Origin of the sequence: Agrobacterium genomosp. 2 str. CFBP 5494 (genome assembly GCF_900013495.1) — a bacterium.
Taxonomy (GTDB): domain Bacteria; phylum Pseudomonadota; class Alphaproteobacteria; order Rhizobiales; family Rhizobiaceae; genus Agrobacterium; species Agrobacterium pusense.
In genome coordinates this window covers 1,527,891-1,552,992 of record NZ_LT009719.1, presented here as the reverse complement: position 1 = coordinate 1,552,992, position 25,102 = coordinate 1,527,891, and the positions used below count along the sequence as shown (strand labels likewise).

General features: G+C 60.1%; 37 protein-coding genes, 1 tRNA gene and 1 pseudogene. 1 reads left to right on the top strand and 38 read right to left on the bottom strand.

Features of this window, described 5'->3' with window-relative positions; translation table 11 throughout:
* The 18 genes and pseudogenes from AGR2A_RS29715 to AGR2A_RS22010 all read right to left on the bottom strand — a co-directional run.
* A pseudogene (locus AGR2A_RS29715) lies at positions 1–678 on the bottom strand (phage tail sheath family protein); the annotation flags it as partial.
* Positions 679–839: 161 nt separating this feature from the next.
* Entirely contained in the window at positions 840–1,265 is a 426-nt protein-coding gene (locus AGR2A_RS22085) for a hypothetical protein (protein ID WP_080823366.1), read from the bottom strand.
* A 1-nt stretch (position 1,266) separates the two neighbouring features.
* Positions 1,267–2,760, bottom strand: coding sequence for a hypothetical protein (locus AGR2A_RS22080; protein ID WP_080823365.1), 1,494 nt, complete (start codon positions 2,758–2,760; stop codon positions 1,267–1,269).
* Entirely contained in the window at positions 2,744–2,911 is a 168-nt protein-coding gene (locus tag AGR2A_RS29710; RefSeq protein ID WP_167378237.1) for a hypothetical protein, read from the bottom strand. The genes AGR2A_RS22080 and AGR2A_RS29710 overlap by 17 nt, the downstream gene beginning before the upstream one ends.
* 7 nt (positions 2,912–2,918) lie before the next feature.
* Positions 2,919–5,183 (bottom strand): hypothetical protein, encoded by a 2,265-nt coding sequence (locus AGR2A_RS22075; protein WP_080823364.1) that lies wholly within the window; start codon positions 5,181–5,183, stop codon positions 2,919–2,921.
* A gap of 12 nt (positions 5,184–5,195) precedes the next feature.
* The gene (locus AGR2A_RS22070; protein ID WP_080823363.1) at positions 5,196–5,831 is read right to left on the bottom strand and encodes a phage tail protein I; all 636 of its coding nucleotides are present in this window, start codon (positions 5,829–5,831) and stop codon (positions 5,196–5,198) included.
* Complete coding sequence (locus AGR2A_RS22065) at positions 5,828–6,766, bottom strand: hypothetical protein (protein WP_080823362.1); 939 nt, start codon at positions 6,764–6,766, stop codon at positions 5,828–5,830. The genes AGR2A_RS22070 and AGR2A_RS22065 overlap by 4 nt, the downstream gene beginning before the upstream one ends.
* Positions 6,763–7,161 (bottom strand): GPW/gp25 family protein, encoded by a 399-nt coding sequence (locus AGR2A_RS22060; RefSeq protein WP_080822875.1) that lies wholly within the window; start codon positions 7,159–7,161, stop codon positions 6,763–6,765. The genes AGR2A_RS22065 and AGR2A_RS22060 overlap by 4 nt, the downstream gene beginning before the upstream one ends.
* Before the next feature lie 14 nt (positions 7,162–7,175).
* The gene (locus AGR2A_RS22055) at positions 7,176–7,442 is read right to left on the bottom strand and encodes a hypothetical protein (RefSeq protein WP_080823361.1); all 267 of its coding nucleotides are present in this window, start codon (positions 7,440–7,442) and stop codon (positions 7,176–7,178) included.
* 12 nt (positions 7,443–7,454) lie between these two features.
* On the bottom strand, positions 7,455–7,982 hold the full coding sequence (locus tag AGR2A_RS22050; RefSeq protein ID WP_080823360.1) for a phage baseplate assembly protein V: 528 nt from the start codon (positions 7,980–7,982) through the stop codon (positions 7,455–7,457).
* The gene (locus tag AGR2A_RS29705) at positions 7,975–8,604 is read right to left on the bottom strand and encodes a hypothetical protein (protein ID WP_080823359.1); all 630 of its coding nucleotides are present in this window, start codon (positions 8,602–8,604) and stop codon (positions 7,975–7,977) included. Before AGR2A_RS29705 ends, AGR2A_RS22050 begins: the two co-directional genes overlap by 8 nt.
* On the bottom strand, positions 8,601–9,083 hold the full coding sequence (locus AGR2A_RS22040) for a phage virion morphogenesis protein (RefSeq protein ID WP_080823358.1): 483 nt from the start codon (positions 9,081–9,083) through the stop codon (positions 8,601–8,603). The genes AGR2A_RS29705 and AGR2A_RS22040 overlap by 4 nt, the downstream gene beginning before the upstream one ends.
* Positions 9,080–9,541 carry a gp436 family protein gene (locus tag AGR2A_RS22035; protein WP_080823357.1) on the bottom strand — a complete coding sequence of 154 codons (462 nt, stop codon included), beginning with the start codon at positions 9,539–9,541 and terminating at the stop codon, positions 9,080–9,082. The genes AGR2A_RS22040 and AGR2A_RS22035 overlap by 4 nt, the downstream gene beginning before the upstream one ends.
* 94 nt (positions 9,542–9,635) lie before the next feature.
* A tRNA-Met gene (locus AGR2A_RS22030) sits at positions 9,636–9,710 on the bottom strand.
* Between the two features lie 6 nt (positions 9,711–9,716).
* The gene (locus AGR2A_RS22025) at positions 9,717–10,262 is read right to left on the bottom strand and encodes a hypothetical protein (RefSeq protein WP_080823356.1); all 546 of its coding nucleotides are present in this window, start codon (positions 10,260–10,262) and stop codon (positions 9,717–9,719) included.
* A gap of 100 nt (positions 10,263–10,362) precedes the next feature.
* Positions 10,363–11,259 carry a Mu-like prophage major head subunit gpT family protein gene (locus AGR2A_RS22020; RefSeq protein ID WP_080823355.1) on the bottom strand — a complete coding sequence of 299 codons (897 nt, stop codon included), beginning with the start codon at positions 11,257–11,259 and terminating at the stop codon, positions 10,363–10,365.
* Positions 11,260–11,285: 26 nt separating this feature from the next.
* Positions 11,286–11,690, bottom strand: a complete 405-nt coding sequence (locus AGR2A_RS22015) for a hypothetical protein (protein ID WP_072493242.1) — start codon at positions 11,688–11,690, stop codon at positions 11,286–11,288.
* A gap of 28 nt (positions 11,691–11,718) precedes the next feature.
* Positions 11,719–12,753, bottom strand: coding sequence for a phage protease (locus tag AGR2A_RS22010; protein ID WP_080823354.1), 1,035 nt, complete (start codon positions 12,751–12,753; stop codon positions 11,719–11,721).
* A gap of 236 nt (positions 12,754–12,989) precedes the next feature.
* Between AGR2A_RS22010 and AGR2A_RS22005 the strand changes: the two genes are divergently transcribed.
* Positions 12,990–13,415 carry a hypothetical protein gene (locus AGR2A_RS22005; RefSeq protein ID WP_080823353.1) on the top strand — a complete coding sequence of 142 codons (426 nt, stop codon included), beginning with the start codon at positions 12,990–12,992 and terminating at the stop codon, positions 13,413–13,415.
* 119 nt (positions 13,416–13,534) lie between these two features.
* Here AGR2A_RS22005 and AGR2A_RS22000 read toward each other — a convergent pair whose 3' ends face one another.
* The 20 genes from AGR2A_RS22000 to AGR2A_RS21905 all read right to left on the bottom strand — a co-directional run.
* Positions 13,535–14,779: a phage head morphogenesis protein gene (locus AGR2A_RS22000; protein ID WP_080823352.1), complete on the bottom strand. Its 1,245-nt coding sequence runs from the start codon at positions 14,777–14,779 to the stop codon at positions 13,535–13,537.
* Positions 14,780–14,784: 5 nt separating this feature from the next.
* Positions 14,785–16,455: a DUF935 domain-containing protein gene (locus AGR2A_RS21995; protein ID WP_080823351.1), complete on the bottom strand. Its 1,671-nt coding sequence runs from the start codon at positions 16,453–16,455 to the stop codon at positions 14,785–14,787.
* The gene (locus tag AGR2A_RS21990) at positions 16,452–18,077 is read right to left on the bottom strand and encodes a terminase large subunit domain-containing protein (protein ID WP_080823350.1); all 1,626 of its coding nucleotides are present in this window, start codon (positions 18,075–18,077) and stop codon (positions 16,452–16,454) included. Before AGR2A_RS21990 ends, AGR2A_RS21995 begins: the two co-directional genes overlap by 4 nt.
* Positions 18,074–18,655, bottom strand: a complete 582-nt coding sequence (locus AGR2A_RS21985) for a DUF3486 family protein (RefSeq protein ID WP_035243576.1) — start codon at positions 18,653–18,655, stop codon at positions 18,074–18,076. Before AGR2A_RS21985 ends, AGR2A_RS21990 begins: the two co-directional genes overlap by 4 nt.
* A 2-nt stretch (positions 18,656–18,657) precedes the next feature.
* Positions 18,658–18,957 (bottom strand): VpaChn25_0724 family phage protein, encoded by a 300-nt coding sequence (locus AGR2A_RS21980; protein ID WP_003500855.1) that lies wholly within the window; start codon positions 18,955–18,957, stop codon positions 18,658–18,660.
* Positions 18,954–19,313 carry a hypothetical protein gene (locus AGR2A_RS21975; protein ID WP_244926249.1) on the bottom strand — a complete coding sequence of 120 codons (360 nt, stop codon included), beginning with the start codon at positions 19,311–19,313 and terminating at the stop codon, positions 18,954–18,956. The genes AGR2A_RS21980 and AGR2A_RS21975 overlap by 4 nt, the downstream gene beginning before the upstream one ends.
* Before the next feature lie 5 nt (positions 19,314–19,318).
* Positions 19,319–19,543 (bottom strand): TraR/DksA C4-type zinc finger protein, encoded by a 225-nt coding sequence (locus tag AGR2A_RS21970; protein WP_080823349.1) that lies wholly within the window; start codon positions 19,541–19,543, stop codon positions 19,319–19,321.
* The gene (locus tag AGR2A_RS21965; RefSeq protein WP_080823348.1) at positions 19,540–20,073 is read right to left on the bottom strand and encodes a hypothetical protein; all 534 of its coding nucleotides are present in this window, start codon (positions 20,071–20,073) and stop codon (positions 19,540–19,542) included. The genes AGR2A_RS21970 and AGR2A_RS21965 overlap by 4 nt, the downstream gene beginning before the upstream one ends.
* Position 20,074: 1 nt before the next feature.
* Positions 20,075–21,046, bottom strand: coding sequence for a glycoside hydrolase family protein (locus AGR2A_RS21960; protein WP_080823347.1), 972 nt, complete (start codon positions 21,044–21,046; stop codon positions 20,075–20,077).
* 86 nt (positions 21,047–21,132) lie between these two features.
* On the bottom strand, positions 21,133–21,528 hold the full coding sequence (locus AGR2A_RS21955; protein ID WP_003500865.1) for a hypothetical protein: 396 nt from the start codon (positions 21,526–21,528) through the stop codon (positions 21,133–21,135).
* The gene (locus tag AGR2A_RS21950) at positions 21,525–21,791 is read right to left on the bottom strand and encodes a hypothetical protein (RefSeq protein WP_072493251.1); all 267 of its coding nucleotides are present in this window, start codon (positions 21,789–21,791) and stop codon (positions 21,525–21,527) included. Before AGR2A_RS21950 ends, AGR2A_RS21955 begins: the two co-directional genes overlap by 4 nt.
* Positions 21,781–21,996, bottom strand: a complete 216-nt coding sequence (locus AGR2A_RS21945; RefSeq protein WP_080823346.1) for a hypothetical protein — start codon at positions 21,994–21,996, stop codon at positions 21,781–21,783. The genes AGR2A_RS21950 and AGR2A_RS21945 overlap by 11 nt, the downstream gene beginning before the upstream one ends.
* Positions 21,993–22,442: a hypothetical protein gene (locus AGR2A_RS21940; protein WP_003500873.1), complete on the bottom strand. Its 450-nt coding sequence runs from the start codon at positions 22,440–22,442 to the stop codon at positions 21,993–21,995. The genes AGR2A_RS21945 and AGR2A_RS21940 overlap by 4 nt, the downstream gene beginning before the upstream one ends.
* Complete coding sequence (locus AGR2A_RS21935) at positions 22,442–23,092, bottom strand: regulatory protein GemA (RefSeq protein ID WP_003500875.1); 651 nt, start codon at positions 23,090–23,092, stop codon at positions 22,442–22,444. The genes AGR2A_RS21940 and AGR2A_RS21935 overlap by 1 nt, the downstream gene beginning before the upstream one ends.
* Positions 23,089–23,667, bottom strand: coding sequence for an MT-A70 family methyltransferase (locus AGR2A_RS21930; protein ID WP_080823345.1), 579 nt, complete (start codon positions 23,665–23,667; stop codon positions 23,089–23,091). Before AGR2A_RS21930 ends, AGR2A_RS21935 begins: the two co-directional genes overlap by 4 nt.
* Entirely contained in the window at positions 23,664–23,915 is a 252-nt protein-coding gene (locus AGR2A_RS21925; RefSeq protein WP_139786395.1) for a hypothetical protein, read from the bottom strand. Before AGR2A_RS21925 ends, AGR2A_RS21930 begins: the two co-directional genes overlap by 4 nt.
* Positions 23,908–24,171: a hypothetical protein gene (locus AGR2A_RS21920; RefSeq protein WP_080823343.1), complete on the bottom strand. Its 264-nt coding sequence runs from the start codon at positions 24,169–24,171 to the stop codon at positions 23,908–23,910. Before AGR2A_RS21920 ends, AGR2A_RS21925 begins: the two co-directional genes overlap by 8 nt.
* On the bottom strand, positions 24,168–24,632 hold the full coding sequence (locus AGR2A_RS21915; protein ID WP_139786394.1) for a hypothetical protein: 465 nt from the start codon (positions 24,630–24,632) through the stop codon (positions 24,168–24,170). The genes AGR2A_RS21920 and AGR2A_RS21915 overlap by 4 nt, the downstream gene beginning before the upstream one ends.
* Positions 24,629–24,928 (bottom strand): hypothetical protein, encoded by a 300-nt coding sequence (locus AGR2A_RS21910; protein WP_080823341.1) that lies wholly within the window; start codon positions 24,926–24,928, stop codon positions 24,629–24,631. The genes AGR2A_RS21915 and AGR2A_RS21910 overlap by 4 nt, the downstream gene beginning before the upstream one ends.
* A gap of 8 nt (positions 24,929–24,936) precedes the next feature.
* On the bottom strand, positions 24,937–25,102 hold a 166-nt coding region (locus tag AGR2A_RS21905), incomplete at its 5' end, for a DUF3164 family protein (RefSeq protein WP_139786366.1).

The window sequence follows — 25,102 nt, the reverse complement described above, 5'->3', positions numbered from 1 at the left end:
GTCTCGCCTGACCATTGCGCCGGCCATATGTGGGGACAGCGCCCGCGTGACGTTGCCAGCACCAAGGTTGACCACGGCCTGCGGGTAAAGTCCGATGACGTTCAGCGCCGTCGCGAAGTCCTCAGCCCATTCGATGGCCGCCTCGATCGAGGTGGACGGCGTGTCGCCTATCACCATGCAATCAATGATGCGATCGGCTACGACGCGGGCGGCCGCGACAACCGGATTGGCCGCTCCGCCGAGGCGAGCAGTCATGTAGCCGGGCGAAATGATGATGCCCGGTTCGATCTTCAGCTCGCTCTTGGCATCGAGCAGCGCGTACATACCGGTCTTTGCGCCGGCGGAACCAACGATGTGGTTGGTCTCTTCGGAGAGCTTGTCGGCAGGCGCTGCAGCGGTCGAATGCTGCGTCCTGACGAAAGCGAGATCGGTGACGATGCCCTCCGACAGGAGCTGGTCGACGGTGTCGCGCACGACGCCTGTACCAAGCTTCGCAACCTGCTCGACGTTGTCGAGGGAAAGCTTGACCAGTTCATTGAGCGGAAAGGCGGTGTCGTCGGCGGTGGGTGCCGGCGCAACGATGCCGATTTTGGTGCTGTCGCGAGTATCGATCTTTGCGACAGTAGAACGAAGGTTGGAAAACCGGCGTACGCCGACGAAATCAGTGGTGCCAGACATAAGCGGTCCCCGAAAAATAGTTTATCACGCAACTTGCGGGGAATATGGCTGACAGATGTCATGGTAGGTGGCTGACACTCGTCAGCACCATGAAAAAAGGGCGGTCGAAACCGCCCTTGAAGCCCATTTAATGACCTATTTACGGTCGCCTGTCCATCCGGTCAGGCGTAGTTCGCGAGTGCCCATGTCCAGAGGTCGTCAAGCTGGGATTGCGAGATGTTTTCCAGCTCAGCCATCTGGTTCAACAGCGGATCGGTACGCCGGTAGAGCTGCGCATCCTCAAAGTAGACGATCGCCTGTTCTTTCTCGACGCCTTCCGGCATGGCGTCGATATGGGCTTTCACGCCAGCTTTGGTGACACCGACTTCAGCGGCGGCCAGCCAGAAGCCAAGGCGAGGTATTGGCGGGACCGGCACGGGGGGAGCAACATAAGGCGGGATAGTGTTTACGCGCTCGCCCTCATCGTCAAATTCCCATTCCGCGATCAACTGGCGATGCCGGTTGCCAGCATCATCGGGAACAAGCAGCTCAGCACCCTCGAATTCGACGCGGATCATGCCGCTTTCGGTATATCCGATAACGTTCATGTCAAATCTCCGCATCGTAAAAACCGGCCCAACCATCAACGTATCCGCTTGCTCCGGTCACGTTGATCTGAAAAAAACCTCCCACCGCAGACGGTGCGCCGAAGGTGCTAACAAGACTAGCGCTTTGGCTGGTGCCATTATTTGCGACGGTCAACGACGGAGTGGCCCGCATAGGAACAGGAAACCGGTAATAAGCCATATTTGTACCGACGCCGCCGGACTGTAGACCGTTGAAGATGACGCAGAAATATCGCTGACATAACGACAGTTCCTGTTGAATGTGTCGAGGGCCAGCCGGATCATCTTCCGCAGAAGCGTCGCCCTCAACCAGCGACACCCGCGCAATATCGAACGTGCCCGACTGCTGCCCCAAATTGTTTGTGCGCGCATTGTAGGATGAACCGGCATCGAACCAGATGCTTAGGGCAAGAGCATCCATGCCGTTCGTTCCTAACGTCTTTCCGGCGATAGATGGGATGTCCATCACCACATCATATCGGGTCCACTGCGTGGTTACGGCAATCGTGGTTACGCTGAAAGTGTTATACGGAGAGAACGAGCCGCCGCCCCCGAAGTCTTGCGCCATTTCCACCGCAATGTTCTTTGCAGCATCTGCCTTCGCGTAGAAGGTTAACGTTGCGCGTTTTCCTGCCAACGTCCGCACACTTTCAATCCGGTGAGCTTTTCGGCAAAGGTTGCCGGCCCCCGCGACACTGGTAACTACTGTGCGCGAAAAATGAGCAGGCTCTCCCGGAACATCGGCCTGTCCCAAGGCAAAATTTTGTCTCGAATGGGTCTTAGTCGTTCCGATATGTTGGTTGTTCCATCGATCGTCACTTCCATAACCTGATGACGTTTGCGTATTCGACCTTTGCCAAATATCAAAATTGAAGTTGATGATCTTGTTGCGATAGCCCGAGAGTACGCCCGCTCCCGAGTTGGCGCGAGCGCGCCCTTTTTCAGCTGCCGAAAAGTTCTGGATCGCATCGACACGGATACGTTTCGCCAGCGCTGCCGCTTGATCCGTACTAATGGGCTTGTCTACGTCGGCAGTGTTGTTGATGTTACCGAGACCAATATCACTCTTCGCCAAGACGATATCTGCGGACAGTTCCTTGCCATTCACCTTGCGGGCGTTCGGGACTTTTCCGGCAAGGCCATCCGCCAGCGCTGCCGCCGTCGCATAATAGGCAGGAAGCTGGTTTCCGAACTTGAGTGCATTCGGAGCCGAGCCGCCAATGATGATCTCGTTGATCTGGTCCTGCGCCAGCGAGATGGAATGCTGCAGGTTGGCAATCTGCGGCGCGACGTTGACCTGAATGTAGTCAAGCGAGGCCTGAATGCCCTGCGCAATCATTGCCTCGAAAGACGCCTCCAACGCTTCACGCGCCAGAAGACGATCATCAATGCTGGCGAGGATCGGATTGAGAAACGCCCGATCGATCTTCGTCGGCGGCCAGGAGGGGATTTGATAAAGCTCAGAGCGCTCGGGCATAGTCGATCACGTCCTCACCTTCAGCGTCGATGATTTCGGCCAGAACCGGCCCTTTCATCTCGATTTCATTCAGGGGGCGAAGGCTGAAGGCACCGCGTTTGACCGGGCGCGAGAGCTTCACCATGTATGATTTCTTGAGATCAACCTTCATAGCGGCCTCACAAAGCAGAGATAAAGGCGTCCTGCACAAACGGCACGGACGCGGGGTTGTTGGTATTGGCGACGGGTCGCAGGCGGGCGGAGGTGGTGGCAGCGCCGAGCGTATAGGTGGACAGGTATGTCCGGCGCGTCGGCACCTGCGGGTCGATCGTCACTTCCGTGGTGTCCGGCGTCACCGTGGTATTCCCGACCATGATCGCGGGCGCAAAGGTATGCCGATCGGCGTCGAACGCATCGATCGTGAACTGCGTCACGATGGCCGTGGTCGAGATGCCGAAATTGAAGTTGTCGCTGACTGCCCGCATTTCGGTCCGGTTTCGAGCCACTCTCGAAACCGCATTGGCGTCGAGCTGGATCATCGGCTGCAGATCTGCCGTTCCCATCATAACCATGCGCAGCTCGACCGAGGCGGGCAAGCCGACAAGCGGATTGGTGGCCGGGTCACCGTCGTCCAGTTCGGTCCAGACGGTCGAACCGGAAGGCCGGATTTCCCAACCGAGCGTGCAGCCACCCGGCACCCAACCGGCAAACAGCATGTCGATCTGCGTCATGCCATCGGCAAGGTTGAGAGCCTTCATCGGAATGACGGTGCGGACACTGCGATAGCGGGCAGCGTTCAGCCTGAAGCAGATATCGGTTTCGGTCGAGCCTTGAGCGAACGCGCCGTCCGTGCAAAGGAACTGCGTGCCGCCCGTGTACTTGTTCGCCGAGGAAATATGCAGGGCATGCGCGCCGGTCGTGACGGTGACGAACGCATAACGCTTGCCGCTTTCCAGCAGGGTGATTGGCAGTTCCAGCTTGTTCCAGCCGACAGTCAGATTGGCATGGGCGAAGGTACCGCGAGCCAGAACCGAATCGAACAGCGGCACGCCACCGGTCGTGGTTTCGACCAGAAACACATGCACGTCCCCGTCACCGCCGACACGGGCAAAGGAAAGTTCAAGGCTCGTCACCTGCATCGGCTGGGCCACGAGGAAGGACTGCGCATAGATCGAGCCGTTAACTCCCACTTCCTGCGTTACATACTCCCAATATGGCTCATTATATATCTCGTAACGGATTTGTCGGACGCCGTAGGTCTGGTGGCCCGGCCCATAGTTCGCCCCGACATAGACCACTTCAAAGGTTTCGCCGCCGACATTGAGCATCTGACCCACTCGGGAATCGCCGCCCAATCCAGCCCATCCCGCAACGTTTTCGCAGGCGTGCATCGTCGGCCCATAGGTGATGCGGATACGTGATGCTTCCTTCTGGACAAGCGTGGTTTCCATGTGGGTGAGCTGCGAAATCTGCAGGCTGGCATCGAGCGACGTGTTGGCAATGCGCGTTACCTCGTCAAAGGCTGGCACCATGCGTCGCCCGCGAAAAGCAATCTTCGGATCGTCCTCGGCGATCACTTCAAGGCGGGCCTGTCCTTCAGCGGCAAAGCCGAAGCGCACGCCTTCCTCGATGCGGGCCAGCCAGTCCACATGGGTCATGTCCCAGCGATCGGGGATCAAGCCGTCATCGAAGACATAGGCGCGGGCCTCATCCGGCAGGGCAACCTTCAGGCGGGCGGCACCGATGTCGCGTTGCATCTGGCGGATGATGACAGGGCGCGGGATCTCGGTCAGCTTCGCCTGAATATTGACGATCTGTGTTTCGATCGTCTCGGTTCTCATAAAAAGGCCGTCCAGATCGACTTCCAGCGCCGTCACACGGCCCTCGACCTCATATAAGGTTTTGACGCGGTCGCTGTTGCCCGGCTCGATCGCCTCAATGCCGGAAGAGGTAAGAAGGACATAGGCGATGCAGGCATCGGTAGAGGCGACAACCGGCTTGACCGGAACAGGGTTCGCGTCACCCGGCTGGACGATCAGCGAGACGACTCGTTTGATCGTCTTCGGCGTTGTTCGGTTGATGATGATGCTGGTCTCGGGATCGTCCGAGGTCTCGAAAGGTCGGCTGTCGGTTTCGATGATCTCCTCGCCGCGAAGCAACACGGCAATCCAGCGCTGGTCAGAAGCTGCAGGCGGGATGTGAAGTTGCAGGTTTACGTCCTTCGGCGCTTCCTGCGCATAAACGATTTCACCGGCGACATAGCGGCCGGCCGAGACCGTGATCTCCTGCGCGGACTTCTGGCTGACGGTAAACGCCGCCCAGTGGGCAGGATACCCGATGGCGTCCAGCCAGATCTGGTCCTGACCCGCCTGTGCCTGTTTTCCGATGGCGTCGAAGTCAACGTGATCGGCGATTTCGGCTTCTGCGAAAGATGTGCGCTGCATGTGTCGTTTCCCTCAATCCAGCCGCGTGCGGTTCATGTAACCGCCGATGGCATGGCTTCCGTCTATGAAAATGTTGTCGTTAAAGGTGATGCCGCGCCGCCATGCGAAGGACACGGAATAGAGCGTGTCCGGTGTCTTGGCTGTGACCATGGCGCGCTTGGCGCGGCGGATCGGTTCAAGATCGACGCTGGTCAAGGCGGCGCGGCCGAATGCGCTGCGGCCGATCTGAAAGCGGTTGCGATGAGCGGCGAGCGAGACCCTGATGAGATAGTGAGCCGTGAACGGCTGGTGCGCGATCGGCGTGCGACCGATGACTGCGCGACCGAAGGTGAACCGGGCCGGATGGGCGATGCGGTCAATGATGTCGGCATCGACAAAAGCCAGATAGCGCTTCAGGCCGACGAGCGTGCCTTTCAATGCCGCCAAGGGTGAAGCGGGATAGTCGGTCGACACGCCGGCGCACTGCGCAATCATCTCGCGCTTCCGCTCCTCGGACCAATCATCGTACCAGAGATCGACGGAATGATGTGCGGCAAGCCATGGCAGGAAGCGCGCCGGTGTGCGGTACGGGTCCATGATGACGTCATAAGGAACAGGCAGATCGTCCGTCATGCCGGCAATCAGCGCCTTTTCGAAAACCTCGCTCATGAGCGCACCTCGACGGTAATATCGAGGCTGGTCATAACCGGTACCGCGTAAGGATCGGCGGATACGATCACCGGAGCGCGATCGATCACCTTAACGATGCCCGGCCCATAAGCAGCACCCGAGAGCAGCGCTGCAGGAACCTCGCCGTTGATCGCGATCCGGTCAGTCGCTGCGGCAATGACGCGCTTCTCCGCTTCCGCCTTCAGCAGCTCCGGCGATGGTCCCGAGGCGGCAACCTCGACAGTGAGCGCGACCTGATACTCCTGCCGCGATGCCGACATAACCGAGAGGCCAACAGCCTCTGGTGTGCGGTCGGGATGCGCGACGGCGCTCCGGATCGTCGCCAGTTCGCCGGAGGTCAGCAAGCGGCCGCCCGGTCCGATCAGCACAACGTCTGTATCACCGCGCCGGCCATGGACGGCCCGGCCGTTGACACGCGCATCCCAAAGCCCAAGTGTCTTGTCGGCCGACTGTGGCCAAGCGGTCCACGCATCATAGAGATAGCGCCCGGCCGACGCCGAAGACGGAAGGTCGTAAGCCAGAAGATATCGGCGCAACAGAGCGACGTCGCCCTCCATGACAGCAGCAGCGTCACCAGTCGCAGGGATAATGACCTGGCGCTGCACGTTCTTGCCTGCAACGACCGTATCAAGGTTGCCTTTGGTGGCCAGAATGGCAAGCAACGCCTTCAGACCGTCATTCACCCGCTGGCGATCAAGCAGGCGCAGCCACGACCACGCTTGGCCGGCAATGTTGGCGCTGTCCGTTTCGAGATCGATGGTGTCATAAGCCGGTAAGGAAGGGTCTTTCGCCCGTGCAGCATTCCACGAGGTCGAAAAGCGAGCCTTGAAGGCTGCGAGCAGCGTTTCGAAATCAAGCGCCTCGATAGCTTCAGGAGCAGGCAGACGCGAAAGGTCGATGGTTTCCAGTGTCATGCCGCGAACCTCACAGCGCTGGCCGCCGACAGGCCGAGAACCACGGCCTTATCGTAATTCCCGAAACGACCTTCGGGATAATAGAGGCCGCCATGGCGAATACCGAGTGCGCCGCCTTCCGTCATCCTGACGAGCTGGAGCTGCGTGATGCGATACTCCGGCTCCCACCGTGCGGCCGAGGCCACCATTTCGTTGTAAAGCAGGAGCGCAAGCGCTGGCGACAAGTCCTCGGCAAGAAGCGACCGAAGGTCCGAGCCGAAGGACAGACGCATGATCCGGGTGCCGATGCGGGTGTGCCAGATTTTGCCGAGCGACTGTGCAAGATGGGTCGGACCGGTGATGATCCTGCCTGTCTTCTGGTCGAAACCCGAACGGATGCGCAACGCTCCTGCCATTCTTCAAAAGCCCCTTAAACGTCGTTTGAGGCGTCAGCGCCGGCGTCGGCCTTCTCAGCGGAGCCGGCCGGGCGGATGTGTTGAGCGAGTTCTTCAGCCAGCGCCTCATGCTCGGTCAGGCGGAGCGTATCGCCCACCTTGACGCGACGGCCGGCAACACGCGTGGGCGCTGTTTCCGTTACGACATAGTCCTTCTTGCCATCGTCAGGTGTGGCCACGGCAGGAGCTGCCGGCTGTTCGGCCGCGTCGGTCGCTGGAGTGTTTCGGGGTGCTTTCGCCATTTCAGGTTTCCTTCAGTTGTCGGATTCGGGTGGGCCGGAAACTTCACCGCCGCGCCGCACTTCGGTGTGCTTGTGTTTTTCGCCGATGTAGACGCCCTCATGCTCCAAGGTCCCACCACTTGCCCGGACATCGCCGATCAGCCTGATCCCATCAGGTCCAATCTCGATGCGGCCCTTGCCGGCCGTGATGACGGCGGTATCGGAGGATTTCGAAGGCGCGGCGTGGTCCCGGTCATAGGAGCCGCGCATTGCTATCGAGCCGGCTCCGATCGTGCCGGAGGGCGAGAGCATCATCATCTGCTCGCCCACGGCCGGTTCGCCGTGGATCGAAAGGCTGCCGACGCCGGCTTCCTGCCAACGCAGCCACGGCGACAGAACGTCATCGCCCTTGCTGGACGTGCCGAGCTTCAAGCGAAGGCGGCGCTTTTCGGAATCCTTCTCCGCGACTTTTCCATAAAGCACCGTCTGTGCCAGACGACGCTCTGCGGCTTCGGTGCGGGCGGCCTGCCGGCGCAGCTCAAGTTCGACCGGATCACGCATTGTCCGGCTCCTCTTTCGCCGGAATGAAGGGCCGCATGGCTTCGATCGTCGCGTCACTGGCGAATTTGATCCAGTTGTCCTCTTCGCTGTATGCGCCGGCTTCTGTCGGGAAAGCCGTCTCGCCGAGGTCGACCACAATCTGAGTCCAGGTGACGGTGTAATAGGCCACACCCTGCGAAGCATCACGAACCGTAAAGAGGGGCTTCAGCTCGGGTTGAGGCGTGGTCTCTGGCGGCAGAATGCCCGTCAGGCCCCACATCGCGGTTTCGTCGTCGCCGAGGATTTGCAGGAGACGTGCGCCGATCGCGAGCGCAATAGCCTCCTTTTCAACACGCTTGGCAGCGATCGGCTTTGCCTCGGCGACGATGTAGGCAGTCCACTCGACGGAGAGGCTGAAGGAGCCGTCGACAATCGCGATCTCGCGAATGCGGCTCCAGCCCATACCGACGCCGGGAGCGGAAACGACGCTCTTGGCTATCAGCTCGGAAATATCGACCTTTCCCGGATGGCGCACAACGGCAACGCCGGGCAACAGTGCCTGCAGCCGGGCAACAATCGCCGACTGCAGGGGCAACAGCCGGTCATCCAGAAGGAGTTCGGAAAGCGGTTTCGGCTCGATCATTGCAGCAGCCCTCCGAAATGATCAGTGACGACATCGAGCAGCTCACGCCGGTTTTCTTCCGAAAGGCCGGCAAACGGGCGGGCCGGGATTTCGACTTCCTTGGCGAAAACCGCTTGGCCACCGATCTGGAAGGCCAGACGATCGGCGTTCTTCGGTACGATCGTCATGCCGTCCTGATGGACGTGGGCGTACTCCCATGTCGAGCCCCACTCGGCTTCCTCGGCCGAGGCGGTCCACACCAGCGAGGACAACAAATGCTGGCCCGTTGCCACAAGGATCGGCGTGCCGGCATGGTTCGGTTTCCATGGCGTGCCGTCCGGCGCTGTCTTCTCCTCGGCAATACGCCGGCGCGTCTGGTTTTCGCCAACGGCGCCGATCGCGCTCATGAGTTCGGAAGCTTCGAAGTCGAAGAGCGGCCGAAGCTTCCGCTCGGCCGTCTCCAGATCGGACACATCCAGAACAATCGAGATTCCGCTCATATCCGGCCGAGCCTTTCACGCGTGAACATGCGCTCCGGAGCTTCCAGAATAACTTCGTTCTGCCCGACATCGCCGCCGGCGCTGCCATTATCGCCATCGCCGGAAATGGTGGTGGTCAGCGCGCCCTTGCCGGCGGCGATCGCTTCTAGGCGTTTGATCGCCGCGTTGTAGCGTTCCTTGATGTTCTCGGAAGACCGGGAAAAGGCGAGCGCGATGCGGTAGAATGCGATGTCCATGGTGTAGAGGCGCAGCGCATCGAGCGAGTTCTGGTCGAGGGCGGACAGTTCGGCCGGAGAGTAGCGAGCAGCCAGAATGGCGCGGACTTCGATCGAGGCGTCGGCGAGGCCCTTCTCGATGCGGTCATCATCGCGAATGCCGGTTTGCTCGTCCGCTGCGACAAGCGTCAGTTCGTTCGGGAAACGTGCCTCAAGGTCGGCGAGAGTGGCATAGGCGATCATGGAAATGGTCCTCAAGAATTTGCCGCTGTTTTCCGGTGGCACTCTCACCACCGGTGGGCTTCGGGTTTCCCTCGCGGCGCTCCCACCCCGTATCTGGTTGCGGAGGGCGGACTTGAACCGCCAACCTTCAGGTTATGAGCCTGATGACCTACCGTTGGTCCACTCCGCGGAAGTCTTAATCGTCGTCGTTGACCTCGATCATGCGGCTGTCGAGCTTCAGCTTCGGATCAGCGCGCAGGCTTTTGAGAACGGCTTTTCGCTCTTCATCGGTCTCGCCGAGCTGGTCATAGGTGAGGTCGACCGGCTCGGGACCGAACGCAAAGCCGGCACGGCGGCGGGGACCGCCCGGAGCCGAAACGATCAGCAAAGGCTCGACCGTGACGAAATCCGTGTCATCCGAGGTGACGGTGGCTCCTTCACCTGCAGGAGCGGCAGCCTCGGCAATTTTCTGGATGACCTGATCAGGTTCTGCGCCGGCGGCAACAGCCGCCTTGATGTTCTCGATCGTCTTGTTGAGGTGCTCATCGCGCTCCGCCTCGGGCAGAGCGTTCCAAGCATCCACCGTCAGGCCGGATGCCTGATGAGCAACCACCACTACTGCGCCGAGCTGGAGGGACTTGCCCTCGGCGACCTCGATCAGTGCCGGCAAAGTGTTCGAGCCGTTGAGGATTTCGGGGGCGGCCGGTTTTGCGGCCGGTCTGGCTGTGGTCCGCTTGGACATAAACTTCTCCTTTGGGTTTTCGGGTAAACGGCACGCATGCCGCTTGCCGGAAAACCCGGCGACCGGGAGGTTGGCCGCCGGGATCGCGCAGGTGCCAGGACTAATCCAGCAGCGGCGCTTCCATGATCTGGACAAGGTTGCGGTCGGTGTTGGTCGAGCCGTCGATCTTTTCGGACATGAGGATGTCGCGGGCTTTGAAGAAATTGCCGTTGCCCGTGATCAGGTGCGTCGGACGAATGCCGAGCTTGCGGCCTTCATCATCCGTGAATTCCTTCATGGCGGTGAAAGCGGCGCGGAGGTTGGCCGCGTTCAGCTCTGCCTTGGAGCCATAGGCCATCTGCCAGAAGCCGAAGCCGGCGGAAACGCGGGCGTCCGTACCGTAGACGTACTCGTCACGCATGAAGACATGGTCGGACGTCTTGCCGTCTTCCTTGGCAACGAACGAATAGTCGCGGCGCTTCTGGAAGATGAACGGTTTCAGCGGTCGGCTCATGTCGGCGAGAATCCATGTCTCGCCCGTGCCGGCCTGCATGTTGGAGACGCTGACCTGTGCGCCCTGAGGGCCGACAGGATGATCAGCGTCAAAGAAGTTCTGGCCATCGTAGCATTCGGTGTTGAAGGCGGCGTTGATCAGCTCGAACAGGACTTCGTCCGGATGCGTCGAGGCAGACTGGCCAAGCATCTCAAAGCGCGGCGCATAAAGGCCGAGTTTGTCATCTTCGATGTCGTCGCGGGAAACGCCGATCGTTGACTCAAATTTGCGGTTCTTGATCGTGTAGCCCTTCGAAGAGAGCGACTTGATCTGACGATCGCCGATCCATTCCCGAAGTTTCGGAATGTCGCCGAGCCAGCCGTATGTTTCCTCGCCGGCGGTCGACGTCACGATCGTGGCAAGCAGGGTGTACATCGCGGTGTAACCCGCGAAGCCCTTCTGGAAGGAGGTCTTGAAGCCGCGCTGTGCTGCGGCAAGAAGTTCGGGCGTTATGACGCGTGCCATTGAAAACGGTCCTGAGATTTGAGTTGTTAGAAGCCGACGCGGACGAAAATCTGCCCGCCTTCGATATGCATGATCTTGCCGGCGGCCGATCGCGTTCCGGCACCATCGGTCTTGGCGACCGTCTGGTCATCCACGACATAGGCCGTCTTGTTGATGTCACCGGCGGTAATGGCGTCGGCAGAATGGTTGGCGAAACCGAAGGTGCCGCGCCGGAACGGGACCTTTTCAGCGCCGTCAGCACCGGCATTTTTTACTGTCTTCTCGGAAACCCCGAGAATGGTGAGGTTGGCCGCGACCTTGCCCGGCACTGCAAGGCCGTTTTCGGTGACGACCAGAGCGCCCTGCAGAATGGTGGTTGCGCCCTTGACGGGCGCGGTGGAGCGGAGGCCTTCGGTCTCTACCGGCTGACGGGCCTGCGACATTGCGGTCATTGCGGTTCTCCTTCGGGGGAAATTTTGGTCAGGCGGCGGTCAGACCGTTCGCCTTGCGATATTCGTCTTCCGACAAGCCGAGCTGCTTCATGACGTCTCGGTCCTCGGCGGTCAGGGTGGCGGTGGCATCCTCGGGGCGGCGCTGGTCAAGGTTGGAGGCAGCAAGGCCGACGCCGAGAGTTTCGATGAGCTTTTTCACCTGCTCGAAACCTTCGGGCGATGTCGCGAGGGCCTCGTAGCTTTCGCGCTGTGCCGGCGTGATCTTCTTCGCCTTCAGCGCGCCTTCGAGCAGCGTGTCGACCTTTTCCTTATGGACAGCCTTCTTGCCGTCCTCGATCTCGGTCGACAGCGTCTTGATCCTGTCGAGCGCTTCCTGATGCACGGCGGGATCGATGCGGGTTTTCAGGGTGGTGATCGCCGAGAGGCAGGAAGCCTCGGAGGCGTCTTCATTGAGGCCAAGGGCGGCGGCGAGTGCTTTCAGCATGTTCGTTTCCGTTTGAGTTGTTGTCGTGAGGGTTGCCGACGCGACGGCCGGCATTGATGCGGCGGGGGCAGCGACAAGCGCCGCCGAGTGAAGCCATGTGGCCTTGCCGTTATCGTCGGCCTTGAATGTGGGAGAGACATACCGGTGGGTGCGCGCACCAAGAACGCGGATGCCTTCCTCCAGCCACTCAACCTTACCGAACAGACCGTCCGGGCGCGCTTCGAGCTTGTTGATCCAGCCGATCGCGGGCGCGGCATCACCGAAAATGGCCTTCTTGACGGTAGCGTGATCGATATCGATCGGGAGATCGACGGCATCCGCTTCGAAGCGCGACACCAGCAATTCCGGATCGATTGTGAAAACGCGACCGTCGCGGGCGTTCAGCTTTCCTCGCGGCGCGAGCTTTATCCACTCCGGTCCGCGCTTGGTCTCGGAAGACGCGGCGGACGGATCAGCGGCATAGGCATCAAGCACAGCGATACCCGTCATCGCATCGGCGGCATTCGGCGTCGCTTCAGGAGCGAGGCAGGAAAGGAAGAGGTCGGGGCGCTGTGTCATCATGACGGCCAATCTAGCCATCAATTCCAAGCATCCGGGCTGACACCTGTCAGCACGGTAAAATCAGTTCGTTTGGGGGAATGTCCGCATCTAATCCTCTTGGGGGGCGAGGATCAAGAGCAACGTCAAATTTGAAGCACGATTAAAGGCCGTGGGCGCGAATTTTAACCGTGGATGAAAGAAGGGGCGTGAAACCCCTTCACGCGCGTCTGTGGCCGTTTTATCGTGTCGGTCATCGCAACATGGGGAAATGGGTAATGAGGCAGGTTCTGGCGCTGGCAATCTTGGCCGCAATGAGCAGTTTCGCATATGCGGCCGACTGGCCACCTGCGACGGATTATCTGAACGGCCTTGAAGACTGCAGCGCCAGCAAGCAGCCCGGCAGCTGCCAGTATTCTCGCGATGTGTGGGTGAAGGAATACGGCGAGGCGGTTAAGGGCGAATACCAAGGGCAGCGCAACGTAGCTTACTGCCTCTCCACGGGATGTCACGGCGCGATCCGGGTAAACAAAATGCTCGGATGCGCATGGAGATTTGTTATCCTCGAAAGCGGACACCTCTCGGCTGACAGCAGCGATACCAGCAATCTGGAATATTATTGCGGCCCCGAGAACGTCGACAAGGCCGAGCGGCGTGCTGCTGAAGCGCAATCCCGCCGGATGCTGAAAATGCTCGGTATATGATTGCGCCAGCGATCCCATAAGCTTATATTTACAAAAGCGCGGCAGAGAAGTCCGTAGCCCTAGATGGCCCTTGGAGGGAGCCGGGTAAAGCCCCGGAATCGGTCCCTCCCTGCCGCGCTTCATTCCCACGGCCATTTGAAGCCTGCTCGTTCCACCTGCCTTCTTGCCTCCCTCTCGTCTTTCTGATGCAGCGAGTTCGCGCGCATGTAGCCGTTCTGGCTGATTGAAACGAAAGAGCGCCAGACCGACTTTCCTGTGCGCCAGAATATCGAGCGCGTGTTTTCCTTTCCGCGCAGGTCGGGCAGGATTTCCCCCGAAGACAACAAGTTTGGCAGGGTCGCGAAATCCTCCACCGGCATCTTGTGGCGCTCGATGCGTTCGGCGATCGCCTCACTGGTGATGGATATGACCGGCGACTTCGCGCCGAGCTGCTCCGCCAGCGCCGGGTTATGTCCCGCCGGCAACCAGACTTTTTGCGGCAAGCGCGGTGCGATCTGCAGATAAGGATCGCTCCAAAGCTCCTTCAGGACGCGGGTGGCGTCACCATGATCCGCCTCGGCAAGCTTCGCCTCGAAATTCTGGATCAGCGTTTCGGTGCGGGCAAGACCGGGATTGGTTGCCCATCCGGCATCAATGCCCGCCGGCACCATCGAGATCTCGCCAGTCCGGCGGTTGCGATAAGCAACATCAGGTCCGAGTTCCGGCAGCTCGTCCGTGTACCAGATGGAAATGTCGTTACCGTCCTCGTCTTTGCCAATGACGCGCTTGGTACCGATGAGTGTTTTCGCCTCACGATCAGAAATCATGCGCACCTGGCACTTGCACATCCAGCCGTTGGGCGGCCAGTGCGTGCGCCAGAATGGATGGTCGATCGGCAAGATCAGCCCGACCCATGCGAGATGCTCCGGGCGGGGATCGGCAGAGGTGGTGCGGACATAGAGAACATAGGGCAGCACCCGTTTGGATCGCTGCGCCCGTTCCCACTGGCCGGCTGCTCTGGCGGAGTTCATGTTCGACCAGAAGATGGTTTTCAGACGCCGGTCGCTGGCAAAGTTCACCATGCGATCGGGATCGATGCCCTCCGGATCGGAGACCATGCGCGGTCCCCACCATCCGAGCTTCACCAGTTCCTTCTGGATATCGAGCTTCCAGTTCTCATAACCCCGGCCAGTTGTCAGGGCGTTCGAAACTGTCGAGCGGAACGCATTGAGCACGTCCAGCTCGACGGCCTTGGCAACTGTGAATTTATAGGCGTGCTCCTCGGCCCACACATCCAGCCACGAAAACGCCGGCGCATTGGTCTTTCCGTCAAAGTACCTGACGACGCCGGCCGGCGGTGTGAGGGCTTTCCTGATCTCGGCCATGCCGGTCAGTCCGCGATATCGCCGATACCGCGAGCGATCGCGGTCAGCCGGCCGAGGCGTTCTGCCAATTTCGTGGCATCAGGGCGCTGCGTTTGAAGCAGCTTTAAAGCCTCTTCAAAGCTGCCGGCCGTCTCAACGATCGCGGCGATCGGCTGCACGATCGGATCAACCATCTGCTGCCAATCGTCCATGGCGTCTATGAAAAGTTTGTCGAGCTGCTCAAGCGCGTCCGGCTCTCCGGCCTCGGCCGCAGCCAGCGCCTCACATGCTCCGCAATGGCAGGCGCGACGATGATCAGAGACGATGGCCGAGAGAGCCGCAACCTTGGACTTGACGTCTTCTTCCTCGGCCGTCTTCTTCGCATCTTTGACGGCGTCGGTTTTTGGAGAGGTCTTCGGCTCCGGCTTTGTCTCGACAGTCGGTGTTGCCGACGTCGCCGGCGGCGTCAGAAGCTCGTCGCCTTCCTGCGGATCGGACAGACCGACCTTCTCGCGGATTTCGGCCTGCTTTACCTTCAGGCCGAGTGGTACCAGAGTTCCGAGCGCTTCCGACAAGGCTTTGACATCCTCGGGATCGGGAACAGGTAACTGCAGAAACGGATATCTTTCCTGCGGCCCAAAGTTCAGGTCCACGAACGGCTTGATCAGATCGCGGTTGATCGTGATGGCAAGCTGCCGGCAGTCAGCGCGCAACAGCTCCAGACGGACCTCGTTATGGATTTTGGCCTGTCCGAGCGAGGAGCCGTCATCGGAGGTCATGGTCTGGCCAACGACAAGCTTGGAAATCTGCTTGTCGACATATTCAAGCAGGCCACCGAACACAGCCGAGCCGTTGCTGCCGTTCACCTCATGAAACTCGATATCCATGCCGGCCGGGATAATGGCGGCGGCGTCATTGGCGATCGAGGCGACAGCCTTCAGGAGCGTACGCTTGTCCGCGCCGCTGGCACCGGCATTGTATTTGCCGACGCGTAGAGGCATGCCGTAGACTTCGGAGAAGGCCGCCCAGTCCTGCAGGCCGAACTGCTGGATGAGATAAGCCCACGCCGCCGGCCGGGCCATGCCACGGCGAAGCGGTAGGCCGAGACGGGTGCGGGGAATGTGGCGGATGAACTTTGCCTGCGGCAGCTCCTCGCCCTCGATCGAGCCGTCAACCGCAAGCCGAAGGTTCCGGAGCGACAGCCGGTCCATCTGAAAGAAGCGGGCATCACGATCGAGGTAGGCGACCGGTCGCAAGGCCTTGCGCTCGTATTCCCACATCATCTCGCAAACCGCATAGGATTTATTGATCGCGTCCGGCAAATGGCCACGCGCTTCAAGGAAGCCGTCATCATTGATCAGTTCCTCGATCGCTTCAACGATCTTGGCGGGAGCGCCGTTGGCCTCGATCGTCGGGTCGACACTTTCGATCGCCAGCCGGCGTGTCTGGAGCTGAGACGCATAGTGCAGATAGCGCTCCTCCATTTCTTCGGCGAGTGTCAGATAGGAGCGAGCGTTGCCCTCGGCCGCATCGCGCAGGATCGTCCCGAGGCGCTCAGGCGTGAGGCCCGTGGCCACGCGTTCCTCATGCGTCCGGCGAACACCGGCAACCGTGGGCGTTGCGATCTCTTCCGACAACGTCTTGAGAACGATCGGGCGGCCGTCAGGGCCGAGTATGGATGATGTGCGGGTGGTCACCAGTGCTGCCTTCCGTAATGGCCGTCTTCGTCGTCGTCATCAACGCTGTTTTCGTTCAGTGCGCTCGCCGCCATGTAGGCGTATTCGAACCACTGCTGGCGGCTGGCGTAGTGGGCAAGAGCGAGTGCCACCGCAAAGTCGCCATGGCGCTTCTTGTTGGTCTCACCAGTGCGGGCATCAGGGATTTTCGGGATGCCCCTGATAACCTTGACAAGCCGGATGTCGCCGAGGTGCTCATCATCCTTGACCAGCTCCAGCATGCCTTCGTCCTCGAAGGCGGCTTTGAGCGGTGGCATGTGCAGCCGGTACCAGTCGGAGTTACTGGTGAACTTGATCGGGTCGATCAGCCCGCCACCGCCTTCGGGGTCGCGGAAACCGAATATGCGGCCCATGTCCTCGGCCACCGTCCAGCCCATGCCGGTGGCGTCGAATGCAGCGCCAACAAGCCGTGGCGCTGACTTCAAGATCATGCCGGTGATCAGCTTCTGCTCATCACCTGGCACATTGCGCATCTCGACAGTGAGCGCGCTGCGCCGGCACAAGAGCTTGTCGATCGACAGCAGCTTGGCGACCGACAAGTCGGCCACGCGGCCGAAGTCAAAGCCGAGGGCATGTTGCCGATCCCGCCGCAGATTTTGCAGCGCTACGGTGAGCTGAAGGAGGCACGGTGCCATCAGGGCTGCCCGCTGCAGGCGGGAAAGCTGCAGATAGTTTGCGGGCAGCTCCAGCCGAATGATGGGGGCATCTTCCGGCTTCAGCGTCATGCGCGCTTCGATCAGGGGCGCGGGCAACCATGTGCCGCTGCCCTGCGTCGGGATGCAGAAAAGCTCCTCATCCGCGCCGTCGCCATAGAACTTAATGATGTTCTGGCGCCAGTCGGCTTCCGCCTCGGCAGACCATTCCTTGCCGGTTACCAGACAAATACGCTCATACAGACCTTCGTTCAGCGCATCGTCAAAATCGATGCGGAGGTGCTTGTATGGTTTTCGCCCGGCGAGGATGTCCTGTATCTGCTCATTGAAATGGTTATCGACGCCGTTGTGCGTCGAGCAGACCACGACCTGACCGCCCCACATGAGGAAGGCGAGCGCGGCCTTGAGCAGCTCTTTAAGGTTATCAACGAACGCGGCCTCATCGATCATGACCACGCCCTGCTTGCCGCGCAACGAGCGCGGAGCAGACGAAAGGCCGATAATCTCAAAGCCGGAAGCGAACTTGATCCGGAATGCCTGTATCGAACGCTGGCCTTCGTCGTCGCTATCGTCAAAGACCGTTTCTTCGATCTCGCCGGCAAGCTGATTAAAGGCTCGCGCCCACATTGCGCAGGCGTCGATGAATTCGCGGGTCATCTCCTGCGAATAGGAGATGTACATCACGTCCATGCCGCCGGCGGCTTTGGTACGGGCCGCCTTCAGGACCGCATAGGACGCAAATCCCCACGTCAGACCGATACGGCGGCTTTTCTCGACAAACAGGACTTCGCAGCCTGCGCTCTCAAGCAAGCCGACCGTGCGCTGCTGATAAGGCAAGAGCGCCTTGCGGCGCTCGATGCGATCCAGCACGGCGTCCGTAGACAGACGCCGGGCCTTGATCCATTCCTCTTTCGAGATAGGCCCGCTCATTTCGTCACTCCAAGGAATTGATCGAGAATTTCGCGCGCGCCCTGTTCGGTGATGCCTTTGCTCTTCACGACAGCGGAAATTGCCTGCTTTGCCCGCTCGGCAAGATCAGCCTCGACCTTCTGGCGACGGGCGGTCGAAACGCCCTGTGCTCGCGATGCAGAAAACAGGGCATCGGCAAGCGCCTTCGCGCCCTTCGGATCGAACCCGGCCTCGCCACCAGCCGTCACCAGTTCGAACACCAGCGTCTTGATCGCCTCGGAAGCAATGAGGGTGAGATCGTCGGAGGCGGCGGCATCGAACTTGCCGGCGAGCGTGGTGGCAATCTCCCGCGTCTGGTTGAGGCGCTGCGTTAGCGTTGCAAGACGGATCGAGTACCGGTTGAAAGCCGAAAACGAGGGGATGGTGAAATCCAGCTCGCCGCGATATTCGCGATGCACGCCCTCAAGCTTGCTGACGAAATCCTGATAGATTTCCGTCTGCGTTCTTTCACGCTTCTGCAGCTCCTCGGCCGCCCATGCGACGGCGTCGGCGCAGGCGTCTGGCAGCAGCTCGATTCCGGACAGGCGACCGCGACCCATCATCACACCGCCGGCGAAGGACGCTTCACGCCTTCGAGGATGGCCCGGCGCTCGACGTGGTCGATACCGAGGCGGGTGATTTCAGCGATGAGAACGGTTCCGGCTTCGGTGTTGCGGACAGCACCGATGTCCGCCAGATAGCGAAGCTGCTGGCGAATCCATTCCCGCGATCGGCGATGGGCGAAGGTTTCGAGCACCGTTGAAAGGATGCTCTCGTTAAGGCGGCCGTCAGGCTGGTCGTTCAAAGCCCGCAAAATGACGAGGCGAGCATCAACGGTGAGATGCTGGTTATAGTCGCTCATGCTGCCGCATTACCTTTCAGTAAAAAGTCCTCGACGCGATTGACGGTGCGCGCCACGCCGATCTGGCTTTCCTCCATCCGCCCGATTTTGCCGCTTAGCTCGGAAATCGACAGACGCATTTCCATGACGGCTTTCGCGTCAGGCAGATGCTTCATGTCGCTTTCGAGGGCTTGCGTTCGCTGGGCGATCGCGGTGATTGCCGCCATCATCGTCTTCTTTTCTTCAGCGTCCTGACGGCGAAACTCGGCCAGATCGCTGGCGGTCTTCTTCGCGCCTGAGGTGAGCCACAGCCAGATCGTCGCTCCGACCGAAATGACGAGCGACACCAGTCCAAGCCAAGACCGTACGTTTTCCATGTCCATCACCAATACCTTTGTTTCTGTTCGTGTTTGGTCTGGCACCGGATGCACCGGGTGGCGGACGGAAGGGCGAGACGGCGCTCGCGGGGAATGTCGTTCGGGCAGTCTTCGCATTGGATGGTGCCGACGCTGCGCAATGAGAGGGAGGCAGCGGCGATGCCTGCCTCCCGTTCCTGCTCGGCCCGCATGTCGGCCTGTTCGAAAGCAGCATTTCCACCGAAGTTCATGGGGTGCGCTTCCAAGTCTTGACCGCTTCCACCGCCTGCTTTCCGAACTCCTTCAGCGTATGGCCGCCCATGTAGAGGGAGATGAACCAGCCGGTCAGCGTCATCAGCGTGGCGCTGTCGATCGGGTCGATATAGATGTCGAAGACGCGCAGAACCGGGAAAAGCAGGAAGGCGCAAATCCACAGAAACGCCAGCAGATACATCCAGCCCCAGCGCCAAGCGCTCTGCCAGAAGCCTTCGGCCTGCTCGGCCTGGAGAAGTGCAAACTGCCCCTGAAGGCCCTTTTCATAGAGGGCGATCAACTCCGGCATATTGGCATTGACCTCACTGACGGCGTTGCCGAGTTCCGCCTCATCGACGGACGGCAAGGCTTCCGGCTCGACGCCGAGTCGCTCGGCAACCTGATCGACCACGGTACCAGCGAGCGTCCCGGCAAGCCCGCCGACATGCTTCTCCAGCACGCCCTTGATGATGGGAGCGCCAACTTTCGTGGCGGCCGCGATGAGAATGGAGGTGATGGCTGCGCTCATGTCAGAAGCTCCGCAGCCAGCTCGCAAGACGCGGGGCCTTGTCGGCAACGCGCACAGCAATGATGTCCCGGTACTGGTACGCCTGCCATGCGAGATAGGCGACCGCGAGAACGGCAAAGCCGCCGCCCACCCATGAAGCGAGATGATCGGGAACAACGGAGGTCGGATCGACCGGCGCTGGCGTGGTCACCGTGCTGACGACCTGATCGCCGGCCGCGACGGTGGTGCTGGCAGCGGTCGTTACCGTGCCAGTCTTTGCCTTGCGGCGGGCGTCCAGTTCGCGCTGCAGGGTGGACAGCGTGGCTCGGCCGATCCTGCCATCTATGGTGAGGTCATAGGCCTTCTGGAACGTCTCGACTGCCGATCGCAGGATTTTGCCAGTGGCGAGGCCAGCATCAAAGCCGATGCTGGTGAAAGCCTTCCTGATGTCCTCGATTTCCGAGGGCGTTACCGACACCACAAAGACCGCAAACCGCGTGGTCTCGGAGGTGGGCGTCAGGCCGACGACATTGATGTCGGCAGGATACTTGCCAAGCAGCAGGATGTCGGCCTCTTCGGCACGGCGGCGCTCAAGGCCGCGCAATACCTTGCCGCCGGCCTTCTTCCAGAGGCCGAGCCGCTGGCGCGTTTCGGCAGGTTTTCCGGCAAGGTAGGATTTCACCCAAGATGCCTTGAGGATCGCCCCCGTGTTCCAGTCGAAAGAAACGCCGGCGTCGATCGCCTGTTCGCTGGCGCTTGCGCCGAGAGCCCTGATCACACGCGGCATGTAGTTTCGATCGACGGCGAGATCGAAAAGCCGATCGTTCTCCGCCTCGGTAATGACCATGCCGGCTTTCGGCACGATAACACCGGAGTCGGCGGTCAGGCCGGCACCAATCGTCCATTTGCCGACAGCATCACGATAGGCCTTTCTGACAACACCTTCGCGGGTGTAGATATATCTCCGCCCTCGCGGGCTGACGTTTCGAGGCATGAAAAAAGCTCCAGACGCGGATTGCGAACTGGAGCGACTATGCGTTTTTCAGGTTGAGCGCCGGGGCTGACAGGTGTCAGCCGAACCTAGAAGAGACTACCTTGGCCGTCATCTTCCTCTGCTTTCATGCGCCAAATCGTCCTTTCATGCAAGCCCGCAAGCCGTGCGGCCTCTCTCGCGCTCTTGCCTTCGGCCAGCGCCTGACGCGCTTTGCGCCGGGCATTCCTCATCACTGATACGGGGCCAAGGGGAATTACCTCTTTGCTGATGCCCTTTAAACGGCCTTCAGCGTCAAGGGTTGCAAGGCCACGGCAAATCCGATCGGCCGTCTCAAGACCGACCAGCGTTGTCAGCCAGTGATCCGGCTCAGCGCGAGGCGGAATGGAGACACGGGTGCCGCCATGGCTTTGTGCGATTTCAAGAGCGACGGATGCGCCGGCGATATCGGCGATGTCGCCAAGAATGCCCGGAAGTGTGCTCATGTAGAGTCACCGTCCTTGCTCCTCAGGTCGCGGGAATGCCATTCGCGCCGGAGAACAGTGGTGACCGTATTGCCCTGAAGCACCAATTTGACGCCTTCGACGGTTACACCGCTCGCGCCAGCCTTGACGCCGTTGGCAACAAGTGCGGCGATGTGGTTGCGGAAATGAAGAACGTCCAGACCGTGTGCCCGCTCAAGATAACGAATGATCGCACGATCGGTTACGATGATTTCCGAGGATGTTGCTGCGATGTCATCGGCCATGATTGATCCTGTTCGAAATTTTGAGTTGTTCTTCGGTCAGCGCTTTGAGCCGCACTTCCAGCTCGATACGTTTGTGTGAAAATCGCGGGAGCTTGGCAGCGCGTGCCGCCAGTTCGTCCCGCTTTGCCTGCAGAACGTCTATCTCCCGCTGCTCCGGCCAGCCGAAGAGCGGCATGACGGTCGTGGGAGAGACGTCCCGGTTCATGGCGTCGGTGCCTCCGGTTGCCAGCGGATCAGAACGCCGGTGAACTTCGAGACACCCGGATGGTTTTTCATCCAGAACCGGCCCATCGTCTCCCGCGCTGTCCGACCGTAGAGCTTGGCCGGATAGCTGTTGCCGAGCAGCTCGGGCGCAAAGCCGTCACGGCGGGCGAATGCCTCGACCTCGGTCCTGTGCAGATGCACGCCGGCAATGACGATGCTGGCGATCAGCTCATTGATGAGGTCGCTCACCACGATCTCGATCGGAACGACATGCGTGCAGACCGGATCGGCAATGATCTTGCGGCAATATTTGGTGCGCATGGCCTCGTAGAGCTGGACGCGCTCACCCGGCCGGGCATGGCGGGCGCGGTCACCGCGCACCGTCTGCCGCTTGTGGCCGCTCTCGATCTGGCCGCTGAAGAAGGATTTGAAACCGTAGGCGACCATCACGCGCTCGCCTTCGTCTTTGGTGCACGGCGGCCGCGAATAAGCTTGCCGTAGTAATCCATGACCGTGATCCATTCCTTGTCGGTCACGGCGCGATACGTGATTTCCTGATCGAGAATGCCGGTCACCGAAGGCCAGAAGCCATCGCAGAGCATGGATTTCAGCATGGCGTGCTGCGCGATCGCGATCTTGTAACCGTAACGCATGGTGTACGCTTCGCACGGCTTGCGATCCGCCCATACCACACCGGCCTCGCGGGCAATCCAGCTTTTCAGGGCTTCGACAACCGCCCTGGCATCGTCGGCATTGTTGACCCACCGGCCGCTGTCGAGGCCGGTCTGGCGCTTGACGAACGCCTCCAGCGCCCGGTCTTCGCGGTCCTCGACTATGCCGAGATTGTAGGCTGCTATCCACAGCGACTGCATCTTCGGCGCATAGCGGCCGTCGAGGCGACGGCGACCATTGCGGCGCACGGCCACCGGCTTGTAGCCGAGGCGGCGCAGTTCTTTCATGACGGCGTCTTGCTGCGGGGCCGTCATCAACGAGAGGCGCGACTGTCCTGTCACACGAGAGTAAATCTCGCGCTGCGCGTCTTCCTCAGTGATACCGAGTTGGCGGAAACCGCCGAAAATTGCACGTTGAATGCTCATGCTGCTTCTCCAAATTTTCCGGCTTCATCACCCCACACTGTCCAGCCCTTGCGGTTGGTCCGGCTGAAAAGCTCAAGCCGCCGGGCGTTCGGCATCAGCTTTTCAGCATGCCGATAGCCTTCCTCGGGTTTGCGGGAGTGGCCACGGACCACTCCGCGAAATGACGAGCGGACGGATTTCGTGGTCTTTGGGTTGCCGCGCTTGCCGATGAGGAAGGGTTCGTTGGACGTGCGCAGTACGTAACCCGGCCCAAATGCCTGCTTTCCGTTCTTCGTGATTTTTTCCCAAGAACCTGCCGTGACGAATTCGAAGCCCCAATCGATCAAGACCTCGTAGGCCTGAAACAACATGGGATTGGTGGCATAGAGCCAAAGCAGGCAGTTTTCCGATGCGAGATCGAGAACCGGCATGGCCTTGATCTTATCCAGCGGCATGCACTTGTAGTGAGCCTGCGCGGATTTGCCTTCGCCTTTTTCCGATCGCAATTCGTAAAGCCACGCTGGATCGGCCATGATGAAATCGAAGGAGAACGGCGGCAGGTCACCAAAACACCAGACGTCGGGGAACAGTCTCACTGGATCGACCCTCCGCTGTAAGGACGGTCGCCATTCTCGCGGGCGTAGTGAACAGTCTCCCGAAGGGTGTTCGCCCAAAACTGTGCGTTGCCAACAGGGTCGTTCGACTGACTGATCGCATGCGAAATGATGGACACCATCGCGGTTATGACATTGTCGGCGCTGTGGGGCTGGATAACGCCGATGATCTTGAGAGCAATGGTCACCTGCTCGTCGGACAGAGGGTGGTTATGTTGAGGATCATTCATGATCATCACCGTGAAAGCTGATCTGTTTCGGGGGAGCGGGAAGCGCCAACAAGGGCGCTTCCGACTTTTTGGAGGGTGCTTTGCGAGGCGATTTCGCTGCCTTCTGCTCGGCCTCGATCTCATCGAGCTGGTTGAGAATGCTGGCCATCTGGTAGCGATCGGCCGTTTCGATCTCGATCTTGATCGTGGACTTTCCGCCCTTGGTGGCAGCGGAGAAGGATTTCAGGGTGGCGTCGGAGAAGTAGATGCTGGTCACGCCGTACCGCCTTTCGACGCCGCCAAATGCCACGATACTAAGGCCTCGATCTCAGGGAGGGGAACACGGCCGCTGGCGACCGCGAGCAGCTCGGCGAGGAACCACATGCGCATGTCGTCATCGAGCGCGGCCAGAAGCGCTTTTTCCGGGTCGGAGCTGATGAGGCTTTTCAGGTGCGCCTCGAGCATGGAGAGTTCCGAGACGCCCTCCGCCTTGGCAATGGCGCTCATGACAATGCCAAGGGTGTTTCGCTTCAAGGCGGCACCCTCACTGTCGCCGGTCTTTTCATCGCGGCGGATGTAATACTGAAGCGTTTCGCGGAAGAGCTTCACGAGCGTGAGCAATTCGTTGATGTCGGCCTCCGGCATCATGCGCCAGCCGTCAGGAACTCGATGCGCCAACCGATGAAGTTCTTTCAATTCCTCCGGCGTAGGACTGAGGCTGATCGTTAACTTGCTCACGCCACACCGCCTTTCGGGAACACTCGCTCGATGTAGTCGTGATCGTCATCGGCGTTAACGAAGATGCCCGCAGCTTCGACAAGGCCATAACCTTCCACGAAGTCAGTGGGGCTGAAATCCTCCAATCCGTGCGCGAAAAGATCAGCAATGCGCTCGGCGTGGGCAAGATACGCATGTTCGTCAGTGCCAAGATCAGTGATGACGGAATTGAATTCCGTCATCGTCTTGGTGGTAAATTTGCTTTCATCCAGAGTGACGACAACGCGTCGGGTGACATCAAACGTGAAGGTTTTCATGACTCGCCTCACGCCTTCGCCAGATCGATGGTGATGGCCTGCCAGTCGGCCTCAAGGCTGTCGCGCTTGTAGAAGCGGACATATTCCTTGGAGCCTGTCACGCGGATGGCGTCACGGATGGCTTCCATGGCCTTCTTCCAGCGAGTGTCCTCGATCTCCAGCTTGAGCAGCATG

Coding starts and splice junctions, on each gene's coding strand:
- AGR2A_RS21945 (WP_080823346.1), bottom strand. CDS start 21,996: ATGAACCGGGACGTCTCTCCCACGACCGTCATGCCGCTCTTCGGCTGG.
- AGR2A_RS21960 (WP_080823347.1), bottom strand. CDS start 21,046: ATGCCTCGAAACGTCAGCCCGCGAGGGCGGAGATATATCTACACCCGC.
- AGR2A_RS21950 (WP_072493251.1), bottom strand. CDS start 21,791: ATGGCCGATGACATCGCAGCAACATCCTCGGAAATCATCGTAACCGAT.
- AGR2A_RS21990 (WP_080823350.1), bottom strand. CDS start 18,077: ATGAGCGGGCCTATCTCGAAAGAGGAATGGATCAAGGCCCGGCGTCTG.
- AGR2A_RS22065 (WP_080823362.1), bottom strand. CDS start 6,766: ATGACACTGGAAACCATCGACCTTTCGCGTCTGCCTGCTCCTGAAGCT.
- AGR2A_RS21925 (WP_139786395.1), bottom strand. CDS start 23,915: ATGAATGATCCTCAACATAACCACCCTCTGTCCGACGAGCAGGTGACC.
- AGR2A_RS22055 (WP_080823361.1), bottom strand. CDS start 7,442: ATGGCGAAAGCACCCCGAAACACTCCAGCGACCGACGCGGCCGAACAG.
- AGR2A_RS22000 (WP_080823352.1), bottom strand. CDS start 14,779: ATGGCCGAGATCAGGAAAGCCCTCACACCGCCGGCCGGCGTCGTCAGG.
- AGR2A_RS22025 (WP_080823356.1), bottom strand. CDS start 10,262: ATGTCCAAGCGGACCACAGCCAGACCGGCCGCAAAACCGGCCGCCCCC.
- AGR2A_RS22020 (WP_080823355.1), bottom strand. CDS start 11,259: ATGGCACGCGTCATAACGCCCGAACTTCTTGCCGCAGCACAGCGCGGC.
- AGR2A_RS22005 (WP_080823353.1), top strand. CDS start 12,990: ATGAGGCAGGTTCTGGCGCTGGCAATCTTGGCCGCAATGAGCAGTTTC.
- AGR2A_RS21985 (WP_035243576.1), bottom strand. CDS start 18,655: ATGGGTCGCGGTCGCCTGTCCGGAATCGAGCTGCTGCCAGACGCCTGC.
- AGR2A_RS21970 (WP_080823349.1), bottom strand. CDS start 19,543: ATGAACTTCGGTGGAAATGCTGCTTTCGAACAGGCCGACATGCGGGCC.
- AGR2A_RS22050 (WP_080823360.1), bottom strand. CDS start 7,982: ATGCGTGATCCGGTCGAACTTGAGCTGCGCCGGCAGGCCGCCCGCACC.
- AGR2A_RS21935 (WP_003500875.1), bottom strand. CDS start 23,092: ATGAGCATTCAACGTGCAATTTTCGGCGGTTTCCGCCAACTCGGTATC.
- AGR2A_RS29710 (WP_167378237.1), bottom strand. CDS start 2,911: ATGAAGGTTGATCTCAAGAAATCATACATGGTGAAGCTCTCGCGCCCG.
- AGR2A_RS21940 (WP_003500873.1), bottom strand. CDS start 22,442: ATGGTCGCCTACGGTTTCAAATCCTTCTTCAGCGGCCAGATCGAGAGC.
- AGR2A_RS22040 (WP_080823358.1), bottom strand. CDS start 9,083: ATGAGCGGAATCTCGATTGTTCTGGATGTGTCCGATCTGGAGACGGCC.
- AGR2A_RS22070 (WP_080823363.1), bottom strand. CDS start 5,831: ATGAGCGAGGTTTTCGAAAAGGCGCTGATTGCCGGCATGACGGACGAT.
- AGR2A_RS21910 (WP_080823341.1), bottom strand. CDS start 24,928: ATGAAAACCTTCACGTTTGATGTCACCCGACGCGTTGTCGTCACTCTG.
- AGR2A_RS22080 (WP_080823365.1), bottom strand. CDS start 2,760: ATGCCCGAGCGCTCTGAGCTTTATCAAATCCCCTCCTGGCCGCCGACG.
- AGR2A_RS22015 (WP_072493242.1), bottom strand. CDS start 11,690: ATGACCGCAATGTCGCAGGCCCGTCAGCCGGTAGAGACCGAAGGCCTC.
- AGR2A_RS22085 (WP_080823366.1), bottom strand. CDS start 1,265: ATGAACGTTATCGGATATACCGAAAGCGGCATGATCCGCGTCGAATTC.
- AGR2A_RS21975 (WP_244926249.1), bottom strand. CDS start 19,313: ATGGAAAACGTACGGTCTTGGCTTGGACTGGTGTCGCTCGTCATTTCG.
- AGR2A_RS21955 (WP_003500865.1), bottom strand. CDS start 21,528: ATGAGCACACTTCCGGGCATTCTTGGCGACATCGCCGATATCGCCGGC.
- AGR2A_RS22060 (WP_080822875.1), bottom strand. CDS start 7,161: ATGGCAGGAGCGTTGCGCATCCGTTCGGGTTTCGACCAGAAGACAGGC.
- AGR2A_RS21965 (WP_080823348.1), bottom strand. CDS start 20,073: ATGAGCGCAGCCATCACCTCCATTCTCATCGCGGCCGCCACGAAAGTT.
- AGR2A_RS22035 (WP_080823357.1), bottom strand. CDS start 9,541: ATGATCGCCTATGCCACTCTCGCCGACCTTGAGGCACGTTTCCCGAAC.
- AGR2A_RS22075 (WP_080823364.1), bottom strand. CDS start 5,183: ATGCAGCGCACATCTTTCGCAGAAGCCGAAATCGCCGATCACGTTGAC.
- AGR2A_RS21980 (WP_003500855.1), bottom strand. CDS start 18,957: ATGAGCGACTATAACCAGCATCTCACCGTTGATGCTCGCCTCGTCATT.
- AGR2A_RS22010 (WP_080823354.1), bottom strand. CDS start 12,753: ATGGCTAGATTGGCCGTCATGATGACACAGCGCCCCGACCTCTTCCTT.
- AGR2A_RS29705 (WP_080823359.1), bottom strand. CDS start 8,604: ATGATCGAGCCGAAACCGCTTTCCGAACTCCTTCTGGATGACCGGCTG.